At 59.9% G+C, this 21,046-nt stretch carries 17 protein-coding genes; 12 read left to right on the top strand and 5 right to left on the bottom strand.

The window, feature by feature from the left end; translation table 11 throughout:
- Positions 1-30 precede the first annotated feature (30 nt).
- From GOW31_RS14095 to ileS, 6 genes are all read left to right on the top strand, one after another.
- A complete protein-coding gene (locus tag GOW31_RS14095) occupies positions 31-1,446 on the top strand; it encodes a YcjX family protein (protein WP_171170880.1) in 1,416 nt (471 codons plus the stop codon).
- Complete coding sequence (locus tag GOW31_RS14090) at positions 1,443-1,898, top strand: GNAT family N-acetyltransferase (RefSeq protein ID WP_171117459.1); 456 nt, start codon at positions 1,443-1,445, stop codon at positions 1,896-1,898. Before GOW31_RS14095 ends, GOW31_RS14090 begins: the two co-directional genes overlap by 4 nt.
- Complete coding sequence (locus GOW31_RS14085; RefSeq protein WP_171170879.1) at positions 1,891-2,880, top strand: YcjF family protein; 990 nt, start codon at positions 1,891-1,893, stop codon at positions 2,878-2,880. The genes GOW31_RS14090 and GOW31_RS14085 overlap by 8 nt, the downstream gene beginning before the upstream one ends.
- A gap of 60 nt (positions 2,881-2,940) precedes the next feature.
- Positions 2,941-3,651, top strand: coding sequence for a VIT1/CCC1 transporter family protein (locus GOW31_RS14080; protein ID WP_171170878.1), 711 nt, complete (start codon positions 2,941-2,943; stop codon positions 3,649-3,651).
- Positions 3,652-3,829: 178 nt separating this feature from the next.
- Complete coding sequence (locus GOW31_RS14075) at positions 3,830-6,538, top strand: DUF2339 domain-containing protein (protein ID WP_171170877.1); 2,709 nt, start codon at positions 3,830-3,832, stop codon at positions 6,536-6,538.
- A gap of 165 nt (positions 6,539-6,703) precedes the next feature.
- Positions 6,704-9,616, top strand: coding sequence for an isoleucine--tRNA ligase (gene ileS, locus GOW31_RS14070; RefSeq protein ID WP_171170875.1), 2,913 nt, complete (start codon positions 6,704-6,706; stop codon positions 9,614-9,616).
- Positions 9,617-9,656: 40 nt separating this feature from the next.
- On the opposite strand, the gene GOW31_RS14065 is transcribed toward ileS, so the two are convergent.
- Positions 9,657-11,615, bottom strand: coding sequence for a hypothetical protein (locus GOW31_RS14065; protein ID WP_171170873.1), 1,959 nt, complete (start codon positions 11,613-11,615; stop codon positions 9,657-9,659).
- Between the two features lie 134 nt (positions 11,616-11,749).
- Between GOW31_RS14065 and GOW31_RS14060 the strand changes: the two genes are divergently transcribed.
- Together GOW31_RS14060 and GOW31_RS14055 are read left to right on the top strand one after the other, a co-directional pair.
- Positions 11,750-12,205, top strand: a complete 456-nt coding sequence (locus GOW31_RS14060) for a methylated-DNA--[protein]-cysteine S-methyltransferase (protein ID WP_171170871.1) — start codon at positions 11,750-11,752, stop codon at positions 12,203-12,205.
- Positions 12,206-12,281: 76 nt separating this feature from the next.
- Positions 12,282-12,749 (top strand): hypothetical protein, encoded by a 468-nt coding sequence (locus GOW31_RS14055; protein WP_152457211.1) that lies wholly within the window; start codon positions 12,282-12,284, stop codon positions 12,747-12,749.
- Between the two features lie 21 nt (positions 12,750-12,770).
- On the opposite strand, the gene GOW31_RS14050 is transcribed toward GOW31_RS14055, so the two are convergent.
- From GOW31_RS14050 to fsa, 4 genes are all read right to left on the bottom strand, one after another.
- Positions 12,771-13,466 (bottom strand): phosphatidylcholine/phosphatidylserine synthase, encoded by a 696-nt coding sequence (locus GOW31_RS14050; RefSeq protein ID WP_152457212.1) that lies wholly within the window; start codon positions 13,464-13,466, stop codon positions 12,771-12,773.
- Between the two features lie 68 nt (positions 13,467-13,534).
- Positions 13,535-14,455 (bottom strand): tyrosine recombinase XerC, encoded by a 921-nt coding sequence (locus GOW31_RS14045; protein ID WP_171117476.1) that lies wholly within the window; start codon positions 14,453-14,455, stop codon positions 13,535-13,537.
- Positions 14,452-15,159 carry a DUF484 family protein gene (locus tag GOW31_RS14040; protein ID WP_152457214.1) on the bottom strand — a complete coding sequence of 236 codons (708 nt, stop codon included), beginning with the start codon at positions 15,157-15,159 and terminating at the stop codon, positions 14,452-14,454. Before GOW31_RS14040 ends, GOW31_RS14045 begins: the two co-directional genes overlap by 4 nt.
- Before the next feature lie 196 nt (positions 15,160-15,355).
- Positions 15,356-16,009, bottom strand: a complete 654-nt coding sequence (gene fsa, locus GOW31_RS14035) for a fructose-6-phosphate aldolase (RefSeq protein ID WP_171170869.1) — start codon at positions 16,007-16,009, stop codon at positions 15,356-15,358.
- Positions 16,010-16,097: 88 nt separating this feature from the next.
- On the opposite strand from fsa, the gene GOW31_RS14030 reads away from it, so the two are divergent.
- From GOW31_RS14030 to GOW31_RS14015, 4 genes are all read left to right on the top strand, one after another.
- Complete coding sequence (locus tag GOW31_RS14030) at positions 16,098-18,293, top strand: primosomal protein N' (protein WP_171170867.1); 2,196 nt, start codon at positions 16,098-16,100, stop codon at positions 18,291-18,293.
- A 79-nt stretch (positions 18,294-18,372) separates the two neighbouring features.
- Positions 18,373-19,605, top strand: coding sequence for an MFS transporter (locus GOW31_RS14025; protein ID WP_152457217.1), 1,233 nt, complete (start codon positions 18,373-18,375; stop codon positions 19,603-19,605).
- Positions 19,606-19,671: 66 nt separating this feature from the next.
- Positions 19,672-20,550, top strand: coding sequence for a 50S ribosomal protein L11 methyltransferase (locus GOW31_RS14020; RefSeq protein ID WP_171117480.1), 879 nt, complete (start codon positions 19,672-19,674; stop codon positions 20,548-20,550).
- Between the two features lie 89 nt (positions 20,551-20,639).
- Complete coding sequence (locus GOW31_RS14015; RefSeq protein WP_224857539.1) at positions 20,640-20,996, top strand: hypothetical protein; 357 nt, start codon at positions 20,640-20,642, stop codon at positions 20,994-20,996.
- The last annotated feature ends 50 nt before the right edge of the window (positions 20,997-21,046 follow it).

Below are 21,046 nucleotides of genomic sequence, written 5' to 3'. Positions count from 1 at the left end.
TGGGTGAAACGATAATTGCGGGGCGACGGATTGGTCATCTCATCACTGGCAGACAGTCTTGTGCGCGGCGTCGAAACCATCGGCGACAGCGTATCCGAGACGTTTTTTGAGCCTGTAATCCGCCTGGGTGTCACCGGGTTGGCGCGGTCGGGCAAGACGGTTTTCATCACCTCGCTGGTGGCGAACCTGCTGGATCGGGGGCGCATGACCGGGCTGGTTGCGCAGCAGGAAGGTCGGATCAATGCCGCCTATCTGCAACCGCAACCGGATGACACCGTACCCCGGTTCGATTATGAAACGCACCTGTCCGCCCTGACGGGTCCGACACCGCACTGGCCGGACAGCACGCGCGCGGTGTCAGAGCTGCGCCTGTCCTTCAAAGCCCGCCCAGCCGGCTTGCTTGCCGGCTTGCAGGGACCGCGCACCGTTCATCTGGACATCGTCGATTACCCCGGCGAATGGCTTTTGGATCTGGCCCTGCTAGACAGGTCTTATGCAGACTGGTCTCGGGAAACACTGGAACGTATCGAGGCCCGCTCGGAGGCAGCCGAGTATTTGGGGCAGGCCCATGCCGCAGACCCGTCCGGCGCGCATGACGAGCCGACAGCGCAGGCGCTGGCATCCTCGTTCACGACCTATCTCAATCAGGCGCGTGACGCGGGGTATTACGACTGTACCCCCGGGCGGTTCCTGCTGCCGGGGGACCTGGCCGGATCTCCGGTTCTGACCTTTGCGCCGTTGGTGGTGTCTGGCCCGTCGCGGCGCAGAACGCTTCAACGCGAGATGGAACGGCGATACGAAGCCTATAAAGCCCAGGTCGTGAAACCGTTTTTTCGCGATCATTTCTCGCGCATCGACCGGCAGGTGGTTCTGGTCGATGCGCTGGGCGCTATTCACAAAGGTCCACAGGCGGTCGAGGATATGCGCCGCGCCATGGCTGATATCCTGTCGGCCTTTCGCCCCGGCCGAAATGCGTGGCTCAGCCAATTGCTGTTGGGCAAAAGGGTTGAGCGCATCCTTTTCGCGGCGACAAAAGCGGACCACCTGCACCACCTGCAGCATCCCCGCCTGACTGCGATTATCGAGGCGTTGACGCGCGAGGCGCGTGATCGGGCGAATTTCGCCGGAGCCCGGACCGAGGCCCTGTCTCTGGCTTCGCTGCGTGCTACGACCGAAGAACTGCGCCACCACGACGGGACAGACTTGCCATGCGTTCGGGGTACCCTGTTGGAGAGCGGCAAACAGGCCGCCTTCTACCCGGGAGAATTGCCCGAGGATCCAGCGCATCTGTTGGGTCCGGCCCGCAACGGGGCTGATGCGTGGTTGGGCGAAGATTACGGCTTCATGGCCTTTGCCCCGGCAAAGCTGTCGCTGAAACCCGGTGATGGCCCGCCGCATATCCGGCTGGACAGGGCGGCACAGTTCTTGATCGGAGATCGGTTGTGACGACAATTCTGCGCCACGCACGCCCGACGGATGCGGGCACCATCGGGTCGATCCTGCACAATTTCGCCTTGGAAAAAGACTGGATGCCTGAATTGCACAGCTGCGCCGAGACGATCGCTTTCTGTGGTCGAATGATTGATCTGGAATGGGTGACCGTGGCCGAAACCGAGGCCGGCGTTGTTGGTTTTTTGGCGCTCGACGGTCGTGAAATCCATTCGCTTTATCTGGATGCTTCGGTTCGGGGCCGCGGGATTGGTCGGCAATTGCTGGATCACGCCAAATCGGCCCGCTCAGAGCTGAGCTTGTACGCGTTTCAGGACAATGCCCGAGCCTGCCGGTTTTATGAACGTAACGGCTTTGCCGAGGTGGCTCGCAGCGATGGGGCGGACAACGACGAAAACCTGCCGGACATACGGTTTGTCTGGCGCAGCGAGGATGTGATCAATGGCTAAAGGCCCGGTTTTGATCGATCTTGAAACGGATGAGCCCCCTGCCGATGTCGCCAAGGCCCCGCCGGTGCCGGACATCGCGCAACCACAAGGGCAGGCGATGCAAAGCGCGGCGCGGCTGGCGGCGCGCAAACCATCGGCTCTGGCACGCTGGTTCTGGGGGCTTGCACTGGCAGTGATCGGGGCGGCCGTATCGGTGGCCGCGTGGGATTTTGCAACTTCGCTGGTGGCGCGAACGCCTTTTTTGGGTTGGATCGTAACCGGATTGATCGCCGCGCTGGTTCTTGTGGCGCTTATGATTGCAATCCGTGAACTGGCCGCATTGGGGCGGTTGTCCCGTGTGGATGGCCTGCGCCGGGCCGCAGATGCCGCGTTGGCTGAGGACGATCTGGCTCAGGCCCGCGCAGTCACCAATCGTATCATCGCATTCTACAAAGGCCGGGAAGACACGCGCTGGGGCCGCGAACGATTGACCGAGCGGATGGCGGATCAGTTCGATGCGTCAGCTCTGCTGGAACTTGCCGAAGTTGAGCTGTTGGCGCCTCTGGACGAAGCCGCCAGCCGCGAAGTCGAGGCCGCGGCCCGGCAAGTTGCAACCGTGACCGCATTGGTGCCATTGGCGCTTGCGGATGTGATAACCGCGCTGGCCGCGTCATTGCGGATGATCCGCCGGGTTGCCGAAATCTATGGCGGGCGCGCGGGTACGTTGGGCGGCTGGCGTCTGACCCGCAGTGTATTTGTGCATCTGGTGGCGACAGGGGCGGTTGCAGTCGGCGATGATCTGCTGGAGCCCGTCCTGGGCGGTTCGGTTCTGAGCAAACTGTCACGCCGGTTCGGCGAGGGTCTGGTCAACGGGGCCCTCAGCGCTCGTGTGGGTGTGGCCGCGATGGAGGTGTGCCGCCCGTTGCCCTTCTCGGACAGGCACAAACCTTCGACGCGGGGCATCATCAAGCGCGCCTTGCAGGGCCTGTTTTCCAAGGGTTGATCCAAAGCAAGGCGCCCCGGCCTGCGCTTCGGCACACTGAATGTGTCAAAGGAGCCAGCCATGACGGATCACGGTCACAGCCCGCAGGAAATCGCCGAACGGATCAACGCGCCGCCCGGCCGCGGCGTGTTGCGTGATGTCGTATATGGCGGCATCGACGGGTCCGTCACCACATTTGCCATTGTGGCAGGCGTTGCAGGGGCAGGTCTTTCCCCTTTCGTTATCGTGGCGCTTGGCCTGGCGAATGTTCTGGCTGACGGGTTTTCGATGGCTGCGGGCAATTATTCGGGCACCAAGGCCGAACTGGACAACATTCGCCGCATCCGCGCGGTCGAGGAACGCCACATTGCGTTGTACCCGGATGGTGAGCGCGAAGAAGTGCGAGAGATCCTTGCGCAAAAAGGGCTGTCTGGCGACATTCTGATCGATGCCACGGCAGAGATCACCTCGAGCAACGAAAACTGGATCAACCTGATGATCGAAGGTGAATATGGTCTGGGCAGTGTCGACCCGCATCCGATGAAAGCCGCATTGGCCACCTTCTTTGCGTTTCTGGTGGCGGGGATGATCCCATTGCTGCCGTTTCTGGCGTCCGTGCCGAACGCGTTTGCGATCTCGGCCTGGATGACCATGGCTGTCTTTTTTGCGATTGGCGCGCTCAAAAGCCGGTGGTCACTGGCCCCCTGGTGGCGGTCGGGGATCGAGACGTTTTTGATCGGCGGGCTGGCCGCGCTGATCGCGTATCTCGTCGGGTCCTTGTTCCACCCATGAAATTTGCGGCGCTGGGATGACGGTTGTTGCAGTGGGCCTTACCGCAGACCCCGGACCTTTTCAGGCCGACGATCGCGCGCCCGGCGATTTCGGTGCTTTAGATCGGATCACAGCTTTCCTTACTGTCACTTTCGGACGGCTCAAGATAGCCTGACCTCCAAAAGGATCGGAGACTCGGTTGGAATCGCTGCTTGTTCTTGTTGGCCTGATTGTTCTGGCCATCCCTGTGACATTGATCGCACTTTTGGTCGGGCATTCCCGTTTGCGTCGCCGAGTAGAGCAGCTGGAAGCGCAAATTAACGCCTTGGCCTCAGGCGATGCGACGGTCCTGCCGCAACCGGAACAGGAAACGCCTGCACCGCAACCTGCTGCTGAAGAAAAGCCGCGCAGGCCGGCACCTTGGTCGGCTCCAAAACGGCAGGAAGACAACAGTGCCGACGCTCAGGATGCAGAGGTTTCTTCTCCGGCTGTCGTGTTTCGCCATGACAGGTTTGCGGCTTTGGGCGCGTGGCTGCGCGAGAACTGGTTTTATGTGGTTTCGGCCCTGTCTCTGGCGCTGGCCGGTATTTTTCTTGTGCAATACGGCGTCGAAAACGGTTTGCTGCCGCCGGCGGCCCGTGTCGTCGCTGCCCTGGGTTTCGGCACGGTTCTGATCATCGGAGGAGAAGTCCTGCGCCGCAAGTTCGGTGATGACGAAGCGGTGGCAACCGCCTATCTGCCCTCGGTCTTTTCCGGTGCCGGGCTTGTCACTTTGTTCGGGGCGATCCTGTCCGCGCGCCAGCTGTACAACCTGATCGGTGCCGAAACGGCACTGGCAGGGATGGTCGTTGTCGCGCTGGTGGGGCTCGTTCTGGGGTGGTTCCATGGTCCGCTGCTGGCTGCGGTCGGTTTGATCGGTGCCTTCGCGGCGCCTTTCCTGGTCGGAGGCGCGTCCGATGATCCGTCGTGGCTTTACGCGTATTTCCTGCTGGTTGCCGTCTTGGGTCTGGGTATCGACACGGTACGGCGCTGGGCATGGATCTCGGTCCTGACACTGTTCGGGGCCTATGCGGCGAACCTGCTTCTGGTGATGGGCGCGCCGAGTACGGAATCGGGATACCTGATCGCGGCAACGGTGCTGGCGCTTTTGGCAACCGCCATTCCGGTGCGGCGCATTTGGCCAAATCACGCGGGCCCCATGCTGACTGAGATGATCCGCCGCCCAAAGGCCCGCCCTTGGCCGGAATTCCCAACTCGACTGGCCGCCGGGGCCATCGCGGCAAGTACGGTGATCCTGTCCTGGCATTGGGCGGACACGGAACCCGAATTCTGGTTGGGCGTGTGCCTGTTGTCTGCCCTTGTTCTGGCGCTGCTTCTATGGGCTAAGGATGCACCGGCCCTTCGGGACCTGACCGTCCTGCCTGCGGCTGGATTGGTGGTCTTTGTCGCCTCTCACGGGCTTGAGAATGGCGCGGTTCTGGACAGGTTTGCGGGCACTTACGCGGAAACGCCCGAGGCCGACTATCCGATGGTGGTCACTGTGCTGGTCGCTTTGGGAGGTTTGATGTCGGCCCTGATGGCGTGGCGGTCATTCAAGGCAAACCAGTATCGCGCCGTCTGGGCCGGAGGAGCCGCGCTTTTTGCACCCGTGCTGGCCATCGCGCTGGAAACAGGCTGGCATCCGGCTTCGGTGATCGGGGCTTATCCTTGGGCGCTCCACGCGATTGCGCTGGCTGTGTTGATGGTGGTTCTGGCTGAACGCTTTGCCCGCGTTGACGGCGATGACCGGATGCGGGCGGCACTGGCCACCCTGTCCATGCTGTCGTGTCTGGTCTTTGCCTGTGTCATCGTGCTCAGCTCGGCGGCGCTGACGGTTGCATTGGTCGCCAGCGTTGTTGTTGCGGCCGCGTTGGACCGCAGGTTCATCCTGCCGCCGATGAGCTGGTTCATCTGGGCTGGTGTCTTTACCGTCACGGTGCGTTTGGTGCTTGATCCCGGGCTGGACTGGGCCAATTCCGCTCCGGTGTCCGAGATGGCGATGGTCTATGGCGTGGCCACATTGGGATTTGTCGTGGGCTGGTGGCTTTTGCGTCCGTTGAAGCGCCCACTGGCGGCGCTGCTGCTGGAAAGTGCGGCCTGGGCGACAGCGGGTATCCTGCTTTCATTGCTGCTGCTGCGTTGGCTCGAAGGCTTCGGCGAGGGCGGCGCTGACAACAGCCATTGGGGCCTGGGTCTGTTGGCCGTCATCTGGCTTTTGCTTGCGTTCGCGCAGGTGCAGAGGTTCGGGTTGGGTGGCAAACTGAACTATTTGCGATACCTGCTTGCTCTGTTCTTTGCGGGTCATGGCCTTTTCTATCTGTTGCAGGCATTGGCGGACCAGAGCCCCTTGTTTGATCCGAATGCGGATCCGGTTCTTGGGCCGCCGGTTTTGAATACGCTGGCCGTTGCCTATCTGTTGCCCGCATTGGTCATCGGCGGATCGGCCTGGAGGATCCGGGAAATGCCGAAACCGATCATGCAAGCAAGCTTTGCCGTTGCAGGGACGTTAGCGGCAGTTTGGTTGGGTTTGACGATCCGTCACGTCTGGCAGGGCGCGGCGGGTATGTATGAAGGCAACGGCGTCACCCAGCCGGAACTGTATACCTACACTTTGGTGCTGCTGCTGATCGGGGCCGCTCTGTTCTATCAATCTCTTGCCCGCCGATCCGACCTGATGCGCAAGGCAGGGCTGGCGGTGATCGGGTTGGCGGTTGCCAAGGTCTTCCTGATCGACATCGCCGGTCTGGGGGGCCTGATCCGGGTGTTTTCGCTGTTGGCGCTGGGCCTTGCGCTGGCCGGTCTCGCGTGGCTGAACCGGTGGGCGAAACTGCGCCATTCGCTGCAGCGGGCAGAACCTCTGGACCATTAGGTGCAGGCGTCATATAAGCGCGGTCATGCATGACCGGATGGCCATCATTATTCGAATTATATCCCCGGCGCTCTGACCTCCTGAGACGCCGGGCAAAGGTGTTTGAGACTTCGCACCGACCGCTTCGATCCAATAGACGACCAGATCATCCAAAGGACGCCCCAAATGTGCGCCGACACGATCCAGACACCTGATTACAAAGACACGCTGAACCTGCCCAAAACCGATTTCCCCATGCGCGCCGGCCTGCCCAAGCGCGAACCCGCATGGCTGGAACGGTGGGAGACCATCGGTGTCTATGACCGCCTGCGCGAGAAAAAGGGCCGCTCGCCCTTTACCCTGCACGATGGCCCTCCTTATGCAAATGGGCATCTGCATATCGGCCACGCCCTTAACAAGACCATCAAAGACATGATCGTGCGATCCCATCAGATGATGGGCTTTGATGCGCGATACGTCCCCGGCTGGGACTGCCACGGCCTGCCGATCGAATGGAAGATCGAGGAACAGTACCGCAAGAAGGGCAAGAACAAGGACGAGGTGAACATCGTCGACTTCCGTCAGGAATGCCGCAAGTTCGCCGAGGGCTGGATCGACATCCAGCGCGAAGAGTTCAAGCGTCTGGGCATCACCGGCAACTGGGCCGATCCCTACATCACCATGGATTATCACGCCGAGGCGGTGATTGCGGACGAATTCATGAAGTTCCTGATGAACGGCACGCTCTATCAGGGCTCGAAGCCTGTCATGTGGTCGCCCATCGAAAAGACGGCCCTGGCCGAGGCCGAGGTCGAGTATCACGACAAGGAAAGCTTCACCATCTGGGTGAAGTTCAAGGTCGTGAATGCGGGCGATCTTGATGATGCCTATGTGGTAATCTGGACGACGACGCCGTGGACCATGCCGTCGAACAAGGCCGTCGTCTATGGCAAGGACATTTCCTACGGTCTCTACGAAGTTACCGGCACGCCCGAGGAATGCTGGGCCAAGGTAGGCGACAAGTTCCTGCTGGCCGACAATCTGGCCGCTGACGTTCTGGGCCGTGCCCGTCTGAACGACGAGCAATGGACCCGTGTGCGCGACGTGACCGCCGACGAATTGGAGAGCGTGCAGCTGCTTCACCCGCTGGCCGGGGCCGAAGGCGGCAATGGCGAATGGGACGACATCCGCGATTTCCGCGCCGCTGACTTCGTGACCGATACCGAAGGCACCGGTTTCGTCCACTGCGCGCCGTCCCACGGGATGGAGGAGTTCGAGCTGTACCGTGATCTGGGCATGCTGGAACAGGTCATCACCTATAACGTGATGGACGATGGCTCGTTCCGTGCCGATCTGCCGTTCTTTGGCGGCAAATACATCCTGTCCCGCAAGGGCGGCGAGGGTGACGCAAACAAGGCCGTCATCGACAAGCTGGCCGAAGTCGGCGGGCTGCTGGCGCGCGGCAAGATCAAGCACAGCTATCCGCATTCGTGGCGCTCGAAGGCGCCGATCATCTATCGCAACACGCCGCAGTGGTTCGCATCCGTCGACCGCAAACTGGATGACGGTATGGGCGAGATGGGCGACACCATCCGCGAACGTGCCCTGCGGTCGATTGACGAGCTGGTGAAGTGGACGCCGCAGTCCGGCCGCAACCGCCTGTATTCGATGATCGAGGCCCGCCCGGACTGGGTTCTGTCGCGCCAGCGTGCATGGGGTGTGCCGCTGACCTGCTTCACCAAGAAGGGCGCTCTGCCCACCGACGCGGATTACCTGCTGCGCAACGCCGAACTCAACGCCCGCATCAAGGCGGCGTTCGAGAAGGACGGTGCGGATGTTTGGTACACCGACGGTTTCAAGGAAAAGATCCTCGACGGAATTGCCAACCCGGACGACTACGAACAGGTCTTTGACGTGCTGGATGTTTGGTTCGACTCGGGTTCCACCCACGCGTTCGTTCTGCGCGATCGCGAGGACGGCACCGAGGACGGCATCGCCGACGTTTACATGGAAGGCACCGACCAGCATCGCGGGTGGTTCCATTCCTCGATGCTGCAAGCCTGTGGCACCAAGGGTCGTGCGCCCTACCGCAATGTAGTAACCCATGGCTTCACGCTGGACGCCAAAGGCAACAAGATGTCCAAGTCGCTGGGCAACACCATCGTGCCGGAAGAGGTCGTCAAACAATACGGCGCCGATATCCTGCGCCTGTGGGTGGCGCAGACCGACTATACCGCCGATCAGCGGATCGGGCCGGAGATTCTGAAAGGCACCGCCGACAGCTATCGCCGTCTGCGCAACACCATGCGGTTCATGCTGGGCTCATTGGCCGACTTCACCGAGGCCGACCGCGTCGCGCCCGAGGATATGCCGCGTCTGGAACGCTGGGTTCTCAGCCGTCTGGCGGAATTGGATGAGCAGGTGCGCAAGGGTTATGCCGCGTTTGACTTCCAGGGTGTTTTCAGCGCCGTGTTCAACTTTGCTACGGTTGATCTGTCGTCCTTCTATTTCGACGTTCGCAAGGATGTTCTGTACTGCGACGGAGACAGCACACGCCGCCGCGCCGCGCGCACTGTTCTGGATATCCTGTTCCACCGTCTGACCACCTGGTTGGCCCCGGTTCTGGTCTTCACCATGGAAGAGGTCTGGCTGGAGCGGTTCCCGGGCGACGACAGTTCGGTCCATCTGGTGGACTTTCCGGACACACCCGCCGATTGGCGCGATGCCGAGCTTGAGGCCAACATGGCCAAGGTGCGCCGTGTGCGCCGGGCCGTGACCGCCGCGCTCGAGGTTCAGCGTCAGGACAAGGTGATCGGCTCCAGCCTCGAGGCGGCACCGATCGTGCATGTCGAGGATGGTGATACCCGCGATCTGCTGGCCACGTTCGACGTGGACGACATGTGCATCACCTCGGGCCTGACCGTGACCGGCGATCCCGCCCCGGCCGAGGCGTTCCGTGTGCCGGAAATCGAAGGCGTTGCCGTCGTGTTCGAAAAAGCAGAAGGCGAGAAATGTCAGCGTTGCTGGAAAATCCTGCCTGATGTGGGCCGCCACACCCACGCGGGCGTCTGCGGGCGCTGCAATGAGGCATTGGGATAAATCAACGCGCCCCCCGAATTCAGTCGGGGGGCATTTAGGGCTATGTCTGCACAGGCTGCGGTGTTGGATTGAACAGATCAAAGCCAATCGCGGGATCTGACAGGGCTTTCCAAACCTGATAGTCCGTAAAGTAACCGGTGTGCCCGCCGGGATCGACCGGGATGTTTCGATTTGCAAAAATGAGACCACCCTCGATCTCGGTTCCGACAAAATCGTCCTGCCGGAAGATGTTGAACCACGAGGCGTTCAACTGACTGGCGGTGATGGTGAACATCTCGGGAAAATAGCGCTGATAGATATGCGTGACCGGAGAGCCCATCGTGATGAGTGTCAAAGTCCGCCCGCCGATGCGTCTCTGGACGCGTGGGTCAGCAAGCATCTGTGTGGCAATCACGGTGCCCTGCGAATGGGATATCACCGTAATATGATCCGCTGGAAAGATATCGAGAACATAGTACAACGTGCGATAGAAACGCTCGTCTATCGCCTTGCGATCCGGATAGTTGCGTTGTCGCGTTTCCAGATCTTTTCCCAGATAGCATTTGTCACGAATGGCGTAGGTAACGATATCCCGTGCAACGCCCAGCCCGGCGGAAACAAAATCAGAAAACCGGTACATCAACGCAGTTGCGCCAAGAACGATCAGGCCGATCTCGCCTTGCGAACAGGCCAACCTGTCCAAAGCCCAAGAGATCGGGTTGGTTTCACCTATGCCCACGTTGCATGCGGCCTCAAAACTCTGGTTGGCTGCGATCTCTCGGATCGTGACCAGAACCAGCACGATTGTACCAAACAGAAAGACCCACTGCGCCAGCCGGTTTACAATCGCCCGGCTGATTAGACCGCTGCGGGTGTGAAGGTTGGCCTTGTACGTTTTGCGACCTGCAAAAAGCCCGACGCCAACGAACCCCAACAGAACGATGGCCACAAAGGCCACGCTGAGAGTTTCGATGGACTCGTTCAAATTGCTTTCAAAAAGACGTTGCAGCTGACCGCCGGACAGGCCCGAAACAGTTTCCAGCAATTGCTCTATGGTCAACCAGAGGCCGGAAATGAAGAACATCCAGAAAACCAGCATGCCTGCACAGATGCTGGGGTACAGCCGCCTGTGCTCTGAAAGTGTGTCATTGATCTGCAACGTCCAGGCGGACAACGCGTAAAGAATGAGTGTCAGGAAGATAAGAGTCGCCCAGAAGATGGAGAGCAGAAAAACCTGAAACGCCACGAATTGCTCCAGGGCCGGCGGGCAATTTCCCGTGTCGGAAGGGACGCAGACCCACAATTTCAGGCCCAGCGGTCCTATGACCAGGCACAGAGTCAGTGCTGTTCCCATTGCGAGCATTCCACGCCAGAAGACCCGCCTGAGATAGGTCGGCGCCGATCGGCTTTGCCCCAGCCCGACAATGGCCCCGCCGGCGTACAGCCCGAACAGAAGCCAGAACAACAGGGTAGGGTTCTGGAAAACCGAGACAGGTATCCGGTCGGTCATGACCGCTGCGGCACCAATCAACAAAAAGACGTTCAGCGTCGCAACCGCACCGAAGAAGATCCATGTGAAAAGATGTACCAGCTGTGCCGCAAGTGTATTCCTGCCATTGGGCTGGTCCGAGGCAACGCCTTTGCGGATGTGGGTTTGCTCGACATTGTCCATCGCCAGATATCCCAACGCCAGAACGACCCAAATCAGGTCCAGCACGGTTTTGATCGCTCCTTTCGGGGCCGGAGAGCGATCAGCCCAATAAACTTCGGCAAACAGGGCCTTGTCCTGAGGAACAGCCGGGTCAGTCACCGTGCGCAGATTGACTTCGAACAGCTCTGCATTTCTTGGATTTCCGTCGAAGGTGGATTCGGCCAGTTCGATCATGCCGCGTTCGACTTCGATCGGTGGTCTGGGGTTTCCATCCAGCCAGGTTGTCGCTGCGCCAACGACCTGATCGACGGTTTCGCCGGGTTTTTGTTCACCGATTCCATGTACCGTGAGGATCAAATGTCGACCCATTGCGTTCTCCAAAATCTCTTTAAGTAACGGCAGGAGCGTATCACGAATGGCGCCAATGCCCAAAAATGACTTTTTGCGTGGTCTTGCACATTCCCGCGCTTGTGCTTGGCGCTTTGATCTGAAACCGTCGGTCCATGGCGATGATTTCCGTTGAAACTCAGTTCGGACGACTTGGTGTTGAAGAAACAGACGGGGCCCTTACACGGCTTGTCTGGAACGGCAGGGACGAGGGTGAGCCGACTGCGCTGCTGCGCGAAGCCGCCGCCCAGTTGAGGGCCTATGATCAAGGACGGCTTGACCGTTTCGATCTGCCGTATCGCGTTGACGGATCAGAGTTTCAAAAGCGGGTCTGTGACATGATGTATGCCATCCCGCTTGGAGAAACGCGCACCTATGGCGATATCGCCAAAGAACTGGGGCAGCCCGCCCAGCCGGTTGGCCAAGCCTGCGGATCAAACCCCATTCCCGTGATCATTCCCTGCCACCGGGTACTGGCCGCAAATGGCTTGGGCGGTTTTTCGGGCGACGGTGGTGTTGAGACGAAAGTTGCCCTGTTGCGGCATGAGCGGGCGGCAGGTCTTTTGATCTGAGCGTCGAAATTCGGTTGCAATCCGCTTTTTGCAGACACAACTTGTAACCATTGCTGAATTTGAAGGACCGCATTGCATGACCACTGAACAAGACCGTGCAGCCCGCAAGAAGGCCATTATCGACCGGTTGATGTCGCTTGAAGCGCAAGAGCTTGCAACGGCGCAGGCGCATTACGATGCGTTTTTGAAAGATGCCCAGTTGGACGACCGGGAAGGTCACGACAAGGATGACATTGCCGCATCGCGGGAAAACGCCGATCTGGCGGCTGCCTTTGATGCCCCGGTCCATGCGCATCATGCAAAGATTGATGTCATCGAAAATACCGATTTCAGCCTTGCCGACACGGTCAGGCCAGGAGCTGTGATCAAGTTCAACAACCGCAGATTTGTTGTGTGTGTTTCAACAACGCGGTTTGAAGTGGATGGCAAGACCTATATGGGCATTTCAACCCAAAGCCCGATATATCTGGCGATGGCAGGTCTGCAAAAGGGCGACGTCTTTACCCATAACGGCACCGAATTCGAGGTGCAGGACGTTCTGTAAAACGGGACGGGCAGCGCTGCGTCAGGCGCGGCGCTGCGGAACAACCTGTTGGGCGATGCCTGCGAAGGTCAGGTACAGGCTGGTGATGACCAGCCCCCAATGGGCCCAGCTTTCCGGGTGGAAATCGACCCATGCGGCCCAACCCGCGAAGAACGTCCATGCCAGCGCCATCGGCAAAGTCAGGCTGCGCCAGCGCTCGGTGCGCACGGGATGAACGAATTTCAGCGGTAGAAACATGGCCAGCGACAGCAGGGTGACCAGCAGCAGGATGATCCAGAAATTCGGTTCCAGCGCGAAGATCACGATCACGAACATGTTCCAGCACCCGGGAAAACCGGAAAAGGAATTGTCCTTGGTTTTCATGCGTGTATCCGCGAAATACATCGCACTGGCAAATGTGATGACGATGATCGCGAACCATCCGGTCCAGCCGTCCATCAGCCCCGATTTGAACAGGGCAAAGGCCGGGATGAACACATAGGTCAGGTAATCGATGATCAGATCCAGCAGAACGCCGTCGAACTCGGGCGCGTTGTGCTTGACGTGATAATGTCGCGCCAGCGGGCCATCGATACCGTCTACAATGAAAGACACGACAAGCCAAAGATACATAAGGCTCCATTTCTCTTCGACTGCGGCCAGCATGGCCAGCATGGCAAAAACAGCGCCTGTTGCAGTAAAGAGATGAACGGAAAGAGCTTTGAATCTGAGTGTCATGCGAGCGTCATGACTGATGCGCGTCCGAGATGCAAACCAAAAGCCCGGGTTTCTAGGTGATGTGCACGTCAGGCTTTGGGATGCGCGCGGTTGTAGACCTCCATCAACCGCGCTGTGTCCACCGCCGTATACGCCTGAGTCGTCGACAAAGAGGCGTGGCCAAGAAGCTCTTGGATGGCACGCAGGTCGCCTCCGGCTGACAGCAGGTGGGTGGCAAAGCTGTGCCGCAACGCGTGAGGTGTCGCGGTTGAGGGCAGGCCCAGCTGCATACGCGCTTTGGCCATAACCCCTTGGATTGCACGTGGGTTCAATGGCCCGCCACGGACACCTCGAAATAGGGCTTTGTCCTGTGCTCGTGGATGGGGGCATAACTTCAGGTATCTGTCGACCGCTTCGCGAGCGGCAGGAAGAACCGGTACGACCCGTTCTTTGTCGCCTTTCCCGACGATGCGCAGCGTGGCGGGCAAAGGCACGTCCGCTCCGGTCAGGGACAGCGCCTCGGATATGCGCAGGCCGCATCCGTACAGCAGCGTCACAACCGCGACGTCGCGCGCCGCGACCCAGTCGGATGTGGATTGCAGTTCCACCGTATCGATCATGGCGCGGGCTGCATCTTCGGCCAGTGGCCGGGGCAGTTTCTTGGTGAATTTCGGCGCGCGGGTGGACAGAACGGCGGTGGGCTCGAACCCCTCACGCTCTGCCAGCCAACGGTAGAAGCTTTTGACCGCCGACAGTTTACGCGCCAAAGACCGCGCGCTGACGTCCGCGCCGCGCTGATCCGCCATCCAGGCGCGCATATCCGACACTGTGATCCGTTCCAGCGCCTTCAGGCCATGCCGTTCGGCGTGATGCAGGGTCATGAACGACAGAAACTCGACGACGTCGCCACGATAGGCGTTTAGCGTATTCTCGGATCGTCCGGCCAGTGCGCTCAGGCTGTCCAGCCAATGCTGAAGCGCGTCGCGGCAGGCAGGCGAGATCAGGCTCACGACAACCAGTGGCGCATCGAGCGTTCGAACACGCCGGCAAAAAAGGCCAGAAGATCGGTGCCCAGCTGCGGTGTGAAATGCCGCGGGTCGCGGGCGGCCATGACGATCATGCCAGGCAGGCGACCGGCCCCGAGGTCCAGCTTCAGGCAGGCCTCGGAACGAAGCTGATCGGCCTGTGACCCGAAAATACGCCGACTCGGCTGATGGATTTCCCGCAAGATCACATCCCGCGCAGGACCGCCGCGATCAATGGTCAGGTACCGGTCGATGAAACCGGGTTCCGCAATCGTCAGGACCCCGCCCAACGTGTCGATTGCGGGATCGTTCTGAACCACGGTTGTTTCCAGAACCAGCGTAACGCTGTCGACGCGCAGGATGTCCGCCACATCGGCGCCCAGCGTGCGCAGGAAATCTTCGAACTCGACAGGTTCCAGCAATCGCAGAATGGCGCGGTGGACCTGATTGGTGCCCGCGAGGTTTTCATAGGCCGCAGCGATGACGGAACGGTGGGTGTCTTCCAGCCGATCCAGTCGGGCCTCGAGCCGTTGCATCGCAATGCCGCGCAGGTCAATCACGTTGTCGCCGCGCGCTTGCTCGTTGGCTGCGACAAGCGCCTGCATCAGGTCTTTGTCGTCCAGCACGACATCCGGCTCGGCCAGAATCGCCGCGCGGAGGTTATCCTCGAGTTTGGGGGTGCTGCTCATGTCCCGTCCGGTCTTTTTTGTTGTCGCGGCTTATAACATGCCGGACCGGATTTGCCTTGGAAAAAATGCACGCAAAGGTGGATTTCCTTGTATGCTGTGGCAAGGGGCTCCCGCCCGCCATGCCTGATCACAGATCAGACATTTGGCCGTTGGGCCGGGCGCGGCGCCTTTCGGCACCGCGCGGTCGGGTCTGGGATCAGAGGATCTTCTGACCGGTTTTAACCCAGTCCGCGAGGAAGGTTTCCAGGCCTTTGTCCGTCAAGGGATGGTCGGCCAGTTTCTTGATCACGGCAGGCGGTGCGGTGATCACATCGGCCCCGATGCGGGCGCTGTCGGTCACGTGGTTGACGGTACGGATCGATGCGGCAAGGATTTCGGTCTCGAACCCGTAGTTGTCATAGACCTGACGGATGTCTGCGATCAGATCCATGCCGTCGAGGTTGATATCGTCAAGCCGTCCGATGAATGGCGAGATGAATGTCGCGCCCGCTTTTGCAGCCAGAATCGCCTGATTGGTCGAGAAGCAGAGTGTCACATTGACCATCTGGCCTTCGTCGCTGAGCGTCTTGCAGGTTTTCAAGCCGGCCCATGTCAGCGGCACTTTGACGGCGATATTCGGCGCGATCTTGGCCAGTTTGCGGCCTTCGGCGATCATGTCGTCAGCTTCGGTGGCGACAACCTCGGCCGATACCGGGCCATCGACCAGATCACATATCTCTTTGGTCACTTCCAGAATGTCGCGACCTGACTTCAGGATCAGCGAAGGGTTGGTGGTGACGCCGTCCACCATGCCCAGATCGTTCAGTTCGGCAATGGCGTCGATCTCGGCGGTGTCTACGAAGAATTTCATGAGGGCAGTCCTTTGATGGGTTGGCCTTGGTCGCGGATGGCTTTACCTCAAAGAGACCCCTGCTGGAACCCCCTGCGAAGGATATGCCGTGAGCGCTAACGGATTTTTCGACCAAGGAGAGCTGGTTGCGGTGCTTACAACGCAGCCGCTTGACCGGACGCTGGATTACAAGGCGCCCGAAGGCGGGTGCGTTCTGGGCGCGTTTGTCGAGGTTCCTTTGGGCCCGCGCAAGGTGCTGGGGGTGGTTTGGGGGCCTGGGCAGGGCGGCTTTGACCTGAGCAAGGCGCGCTCGGTAATCCGGGTTCTTGGCGTTGCACCGATGCGTGAAGAGATGCGGGTGTTTCTGGAAAAGGTCGCCGATTACACTCTGACACCCATGCCTGCGATGCTGCGTCTGGCGACGCGGGCACCGGGCTTGGGTGATCCGCCATCGATGCGCAAGGTCTATCGGTTGGGTGAAGGTCAACCAGACCGAATGACCGATGCCCGGACCCGGGTTCTGGAGGTATTGCGCGACTACGGCGGGCTGGCTTTTACCTTGAAGGAACTCGCCGAGCAGGCGGGTGTAACGTCATCCGTTGTCAAAGGGTTGGTCCAACAAGGCGCCGTGCGCGAAGAGGACAGCCCGCGCGACCTGCCTTATCCTCATCTTGATCCGGACCTTCCCGGGAAAGACCTGACAGCGGATCAGGCAGCGGCGGTCGAACGGCTTCAGGCCGGGCAGCGGACCGGCGATTACGGCACCACGCTGCTGAAAGGAGTTACCGGTTCTGGTAAGACCGAGGTTTATTTGGAGGCTGTGGCCGAGGCACTGCGCATGGGGCGGCAGGCCTTGGTTCTGCTGCCCGAGATTGCCCTAACCGCAGAATTTCTGACCCGGGTCGAGGCGCGGTTCGGTGCGCGCCCGGCGGAATGGCATTCCGGCGCAACCATGACGGAACGGCGGCGGGTCTGGCGGATGGTCGGGCAGGGCAATGCGCAACTGGTCGTTGGCGCCCGGTCGGCGCTGTTTCTGCCATTTCGCGATCTGGGGCTTGTGGTCGTCGATGAGGAACACGACACGTCCTACAAACAGGAAGACGGCGTGCACTACAGCGCACGCGACATGGCGGTTCTGCGCTCGGCGATCTGTGGCGCGCGGGTGATTCTGGCCAGTGCGACACCTTCGCTTGAAAGTTGGGCCAATGCCGAGGCGGGCAAGTACGAAAGGCTTGACCTGACCTCGCGCTTCGGAGCGGCGGTATTGCCCGAGATGAAGCCCATCGACATGCGGGCCGAGCAGATGCCGCCCGGAACGTGGGTTTCTCCGTCTTTGCGGCAAGCGGTACAGCAGCGGATCGAAAAAGGTGAACAATCGCTGTTGTTCATCAACCGCCGTGGCTATGCGCCGGTCACCTTGTGCCGGGCCTGTGGCGAGCAGATCGCCTGTGATCAGTGCGACGCACGCATGGTCGAGCATCGGTTTCTCAAGCGATTGATGTGCCACCAATGCGGCGAAACCAAGCCGATGCCCGAAGCCTGCCCCTCCTGCGGCGTGGAGGGTAAGCTGGCCCCGGTCGGGCCGGGGATCGAACGGCTGGCGGAAGAAGCCGAGGCGACCTTCCCCGAGGCGAAAATCGCGATGCTGAGTTCCGATCTTTTTGGTTCAGCCCGGGCATTGAAAGCCAAGATTGAAGAGATCGCCGCCGGGGATGCCGACATCATCATCGGTACGCAATTGGTGGCGAAGGGGCACAACTTCCCCAAGCTTACATTGGTCGGTGTGATTGACGCTGACCTTTCCCTGCACGGCGCGGATCTGCGCGCGGCTGAGCGTACGTTTCAATTGATGCGGCAAGTGGCGGGGCGCGCGGGACGGGCGGACAAGCCGGGGCAGGCGCTATTGCAGACCTTTCAACCGGAACACCCGGTGATCCGGGCCATCCTGTCGGGTGATGAGGAAGGGTTCTGGAAAGCCGAGGCAGCGGGTCGACAGGCGGCAGGCGTGCCGCCCTATGGTCGCATGGCCGGGATCGTGTTGTCGGGCCCCGAGGTCGGGCCGGTGTTCGATATCGGCAATGCAATGGCCCGCAACGATGCGCCCCTGCGCGCCATCGGTTCTCAGGTCTTTGGCCCCGCGCCGGCACCTATTGCGCGTATACGCGGCCGCCACAGAGTGCGCTTGTTGGTGAAAGCCCCCAAAGGGGCGCCGATTCAGGATGCCATTGCGCGCTGGATCGCCCCATTGCGTCTGAAGGGCGATATCCGCCTGACCGTCGATATCGACCCACAGAGTTTTTACTGACCTCTGCAACTGTGCAGGGTGATTGTGCGCAGACCGCTTCCCTCTCGCCAAAGCAGCGAAATGGGCGTAGAGGGGTCTCATGCTGAAACCGATGCCCCTTACCGAGGCGCAGAGCCTGCCGTTCTGGCGCCGCCCCATCACGCTGTTGTTCATGATGGCGCTGACCATGCCCATTGCGTTCAACGCATGGAGCGCGCTGCTGAACAACTTTGTTATTGAAGTGGCGAACTTTGATGGCGCGGATATCGGTCTGCTGCATACGGTGCGCGAGATTCCGGGGTTTCTGGCGGTTGGCGTGATTGCCGTCATCATTTTCATTCGCGAGCAGGTGCTGGCGATGATCTCTCTGATGATGCTTGGCGTCGCAACGGCGGTGACCGCGTGGTTTCCCAGCCTGGGCGGGTTGCTGTTTGTGACCTTGTTCAGCTCGATCGGGTTCCATTACTACGAGACCGTAAACCAGTCGCTTCAATTGCAGTGGCTGCCCAAGGATCGTGCTCCGCAGGTGCTGGGATGGCTGGTTGCGATGGGATCGGCGGCGACCATGGTGGTGTATGGGCTGATCGTACTGACCTGGGATCGCTTTGATCTGTCCTACAACTTTGTATTCATGGCGTCGGGTGGAGTTACGGCTGCGCTGGCACTGTTCTGTCTGTTCGCCTATCCGCAATTTGATGCGCCCACGCCGCAGACCAAGAAGCTGATCCTGCGTCGCCGGTATTGGCTGTATTACGCATTGCAGTTCATGGCAGGCGCGCGGCGGCAGATATTTGTCGTTTTTGCCGGGTTCATGATGGTCGAGAAATTCGGCTTTGAAGTGCATGAGCTCACCAGCCTTTATCTGATCAATCTGATGATCAACATGATGGCCGCCCCATTGCTGGGAAAAGCGGTGGCAAAGTTCGGTGAGCGGCGCACGCTGATATTTGAATATACCGGTCTGGCCATCGTGTTCGCAGCCTATGGCGGCATCTATTGGTTCGGTTGGGGCGTTCTGCTTGCGGCAATCCTTTATGTGATCGACCACGTGCTGTTTGCGCTGGCTTTGGCATTGAAAACCTATTTCCAGAAAATCGCCGACCCTGCTGATATCGCGCCGACCGCTGCGGTGGCCTTTACGATCAATCATATTGCGGCGGTGTTTTTGCCCGCTTTGCTTGGCCTGCTTTGGGTCGTGTCGCCGGGTGCTGTGTTTGGCCTGGCCGCGGCGATGGCGATCGTTTCGCTGCTGCTGTCCCTGTTGATCCCGCGTCACCCCGAGCCTGGCAACGAGACCATCCTGACCAAATACGCTCCGGCTCCTGCGGAATAGGTCTCGGCGCTTGACGTTGACGGCGCGGCGTCCTAGGCGCGGTGTCAATCGAGACAGGAGGCCCCAATGCCCACATTCACCGCACTGACGACGCTGACAGGTAAGAAGGCCGCCGAAGGTCTGGGCGAGGCGATGGAACGTCTGGAGCCAGAGCCAACCGGCGTTGGTGTGTTCGAAGTCGAAGACGGCTCCGGCCTGTGGGAGGTCGGCGGATATTTCACCGAAGCCCCCGACGAGACCGCACTGGCGGTTCTGGCCGCGGCATTCGACGCCAAACCGTTTGTTGTTTCAGAGCTGCCGGAAACCGACTGGGTTGCGCATGTACGGCGCGAGCTTGCGCCCGTCGAGGCGGGGCGTTTCTTTGTCTATGGAAGCCACGATGCCGACAAGCTGCCCGAGGGTCGCATTCCATTGCTGATCGAGGCCGCAATGGCCTTTGGCACCGGCCACCATGGTACGACGTTGGGGTGCCTCAAGGCCTTTGACAGATTGCTGTACGAAGGGTTCACCGCGACGAAAGTGGCGGATATCGGCTGCGGCACCGCCGTTCTGGCCATGGCCGCAGCCCGGGTTTGGGACGGCGACATCATTGCCAGTGACATTGATGAAGTGGCCGTTGACGTGGCCGAAGCCAACCTCAAGGCGAACGGGATGTCCGGTGCCGTACGGTGCGTGGAAGCCGCTGGTTTCGATCACCCCGATCTCAGGGCGCACGCGCCCTATGACCTGATCTTTGCCAATATTCTCAAAGGTCCTCTGGTCGCCCTCTCGCCGGAAATCGCGGCGAATCTACGTCCCGGAGGGTATGCAATCCTGTCGGGGATCCTCAACGAACAGGCCGATGATGTGGTGTCCGTTTATTCTCAAAATGAATTCAATCTTACCCATAGGGATGAGATTGGTGAATGGACGACCCTAATCTTAATGAAACAGGGCGCAAACTAGGCCATTTGCAGGAGTTTTGTGGAATTTTGCCACGTTTTTGTCGTAATCTCTTTTTACCGTTTTCTGACTGAAGTCGAGGGGGGCGGTTTTTGGAGGCTGCCATGACGGGTAAACAACTGGAGTTCACTCAGCGCGTTAATCGCCTGAACAAAAAACATCAAAAGATGAGCCGTGGCTATCGCGCGACGATGCGCAAGGATGGTCTGGTCGTCATGAAGCCGCAGCGGGTAAGCTCGGCAGTGCCGGCCAGGGTGCTGTTGCTTACGCTTCTGAGTGTTGTGGCGTTCAAGGCGTTTCTTTTGTCCAGCCTTGGCCCGACCGGATACCAATATCGGATCGACAGTTTAAACGAAGGCACATCGGTCGAAAAAGCAGGTGCCTGGGTGATGCAGATTGACCCGGTGTCGCAGGCGATTGCCGTGCAACTCAACAAGATTTTATACTGAATCTCAGTTTTGACTCAGTTTTCGGACGAAAAACACCGCGTGCCCGGGGC

Source organism: Ruegeria sp. HKCCA0370, from assembly GCF_013033705.1.
Taxonomy (GTDB): domain Bacteria; phylum Pseudomonadota; class Alphaproteobacteria; order Rhodobacterales; family Rhodobacteraceae; genus Ruegeria.
The sequence above is the reverse complement of the archived record's forward strand: the minus strand, read 5'-3'. Positions and strand labels throughout refer to the sequence as shown.

What these genes read in the sequence shown, in the direction of transcription:
- GOW31_RS14060 (WP_171170871.1), top strand. Translation starts at nt 11,750, where the DNA reads ATGGCGATGATTTCCGTTGAAACTCAGTTCGGACGACTTGGTGTTGAA.
- GOW31_RS14065 (WP_171170873.1), bottom strand. Translation starts at nt 11,615, where the DNA reads ATGGGTCGACATTTGATCCTCACGGTACATGGAATCGGTGAACAAAAA.
- GOW31_RS14040 (WP_152457214.1), bottom strand. Translation starts at nt 15,159, where the DNA reads ATGAGCAGCACCCCCAAACTCGAGGATAACCTCCGCGCGGCGATTCTG.
- GOW31_RS14025 (WP_152457217.1), top strand. Translation starts at nt 18,373, where the DNA reads ATGCTGAAACCGATGCCCCTTACCGAGGCGCAGAGCCTGCCGTTCTGG.
- GOW31_RS14020 (WP_171117480.1), top strand. Translation starts at nt 19,672, where the DNA reads ATGCCCACATTCACCGCACTGACGACGCTGACAGGTAAGAAGGCCGCC.
- GOW31_RS14085 (WP_171170879.1), top strand. Translation starts at nt 1,891, where the DNA reads ATGGCTAAAGGCCCGGTTTTGATCGATCTTGAAACGGATGAGCCCCCT.
- fsa (WP_171170869.1), bottom strand. Translation starts at nt 16,009, where the DNA reads ATGAAATTCTTCGTAGACACCGCCGAGATCGACGCCATTGCCGAACTG.
- GOW31_RS14080 (WP_171170878.1), top strand. Translation starts at nt 2,941, where the DNA reads ATGACGGATCACGGTCACAGCCCGCAGGAAATCGCCGAACGGATCAAC.
- GOW31_RS14055 (WP_152457211.1), top strand. Translation starts at nt 12,282, where the DNA reads ATGACCACTGAACAAGACCGTGCAGCCCGCAAGAAGGCCATTATCGAC.
- GOW31_RS14050 (WP_152457212.1), bottom strand. Translation starts at nt 13,466, where the DNA reads ATGACACTCAGATTCAAAGCTCTTTCCGTTCATCTCTTTACTGCAACA.
- ileS (WP_171170875.1), top strand. Translation starts at nt 6,704, where the DNA reads ATGTGCGCCGACACGATCCAGACACCTGATTACAAAGACACGCTGAAC.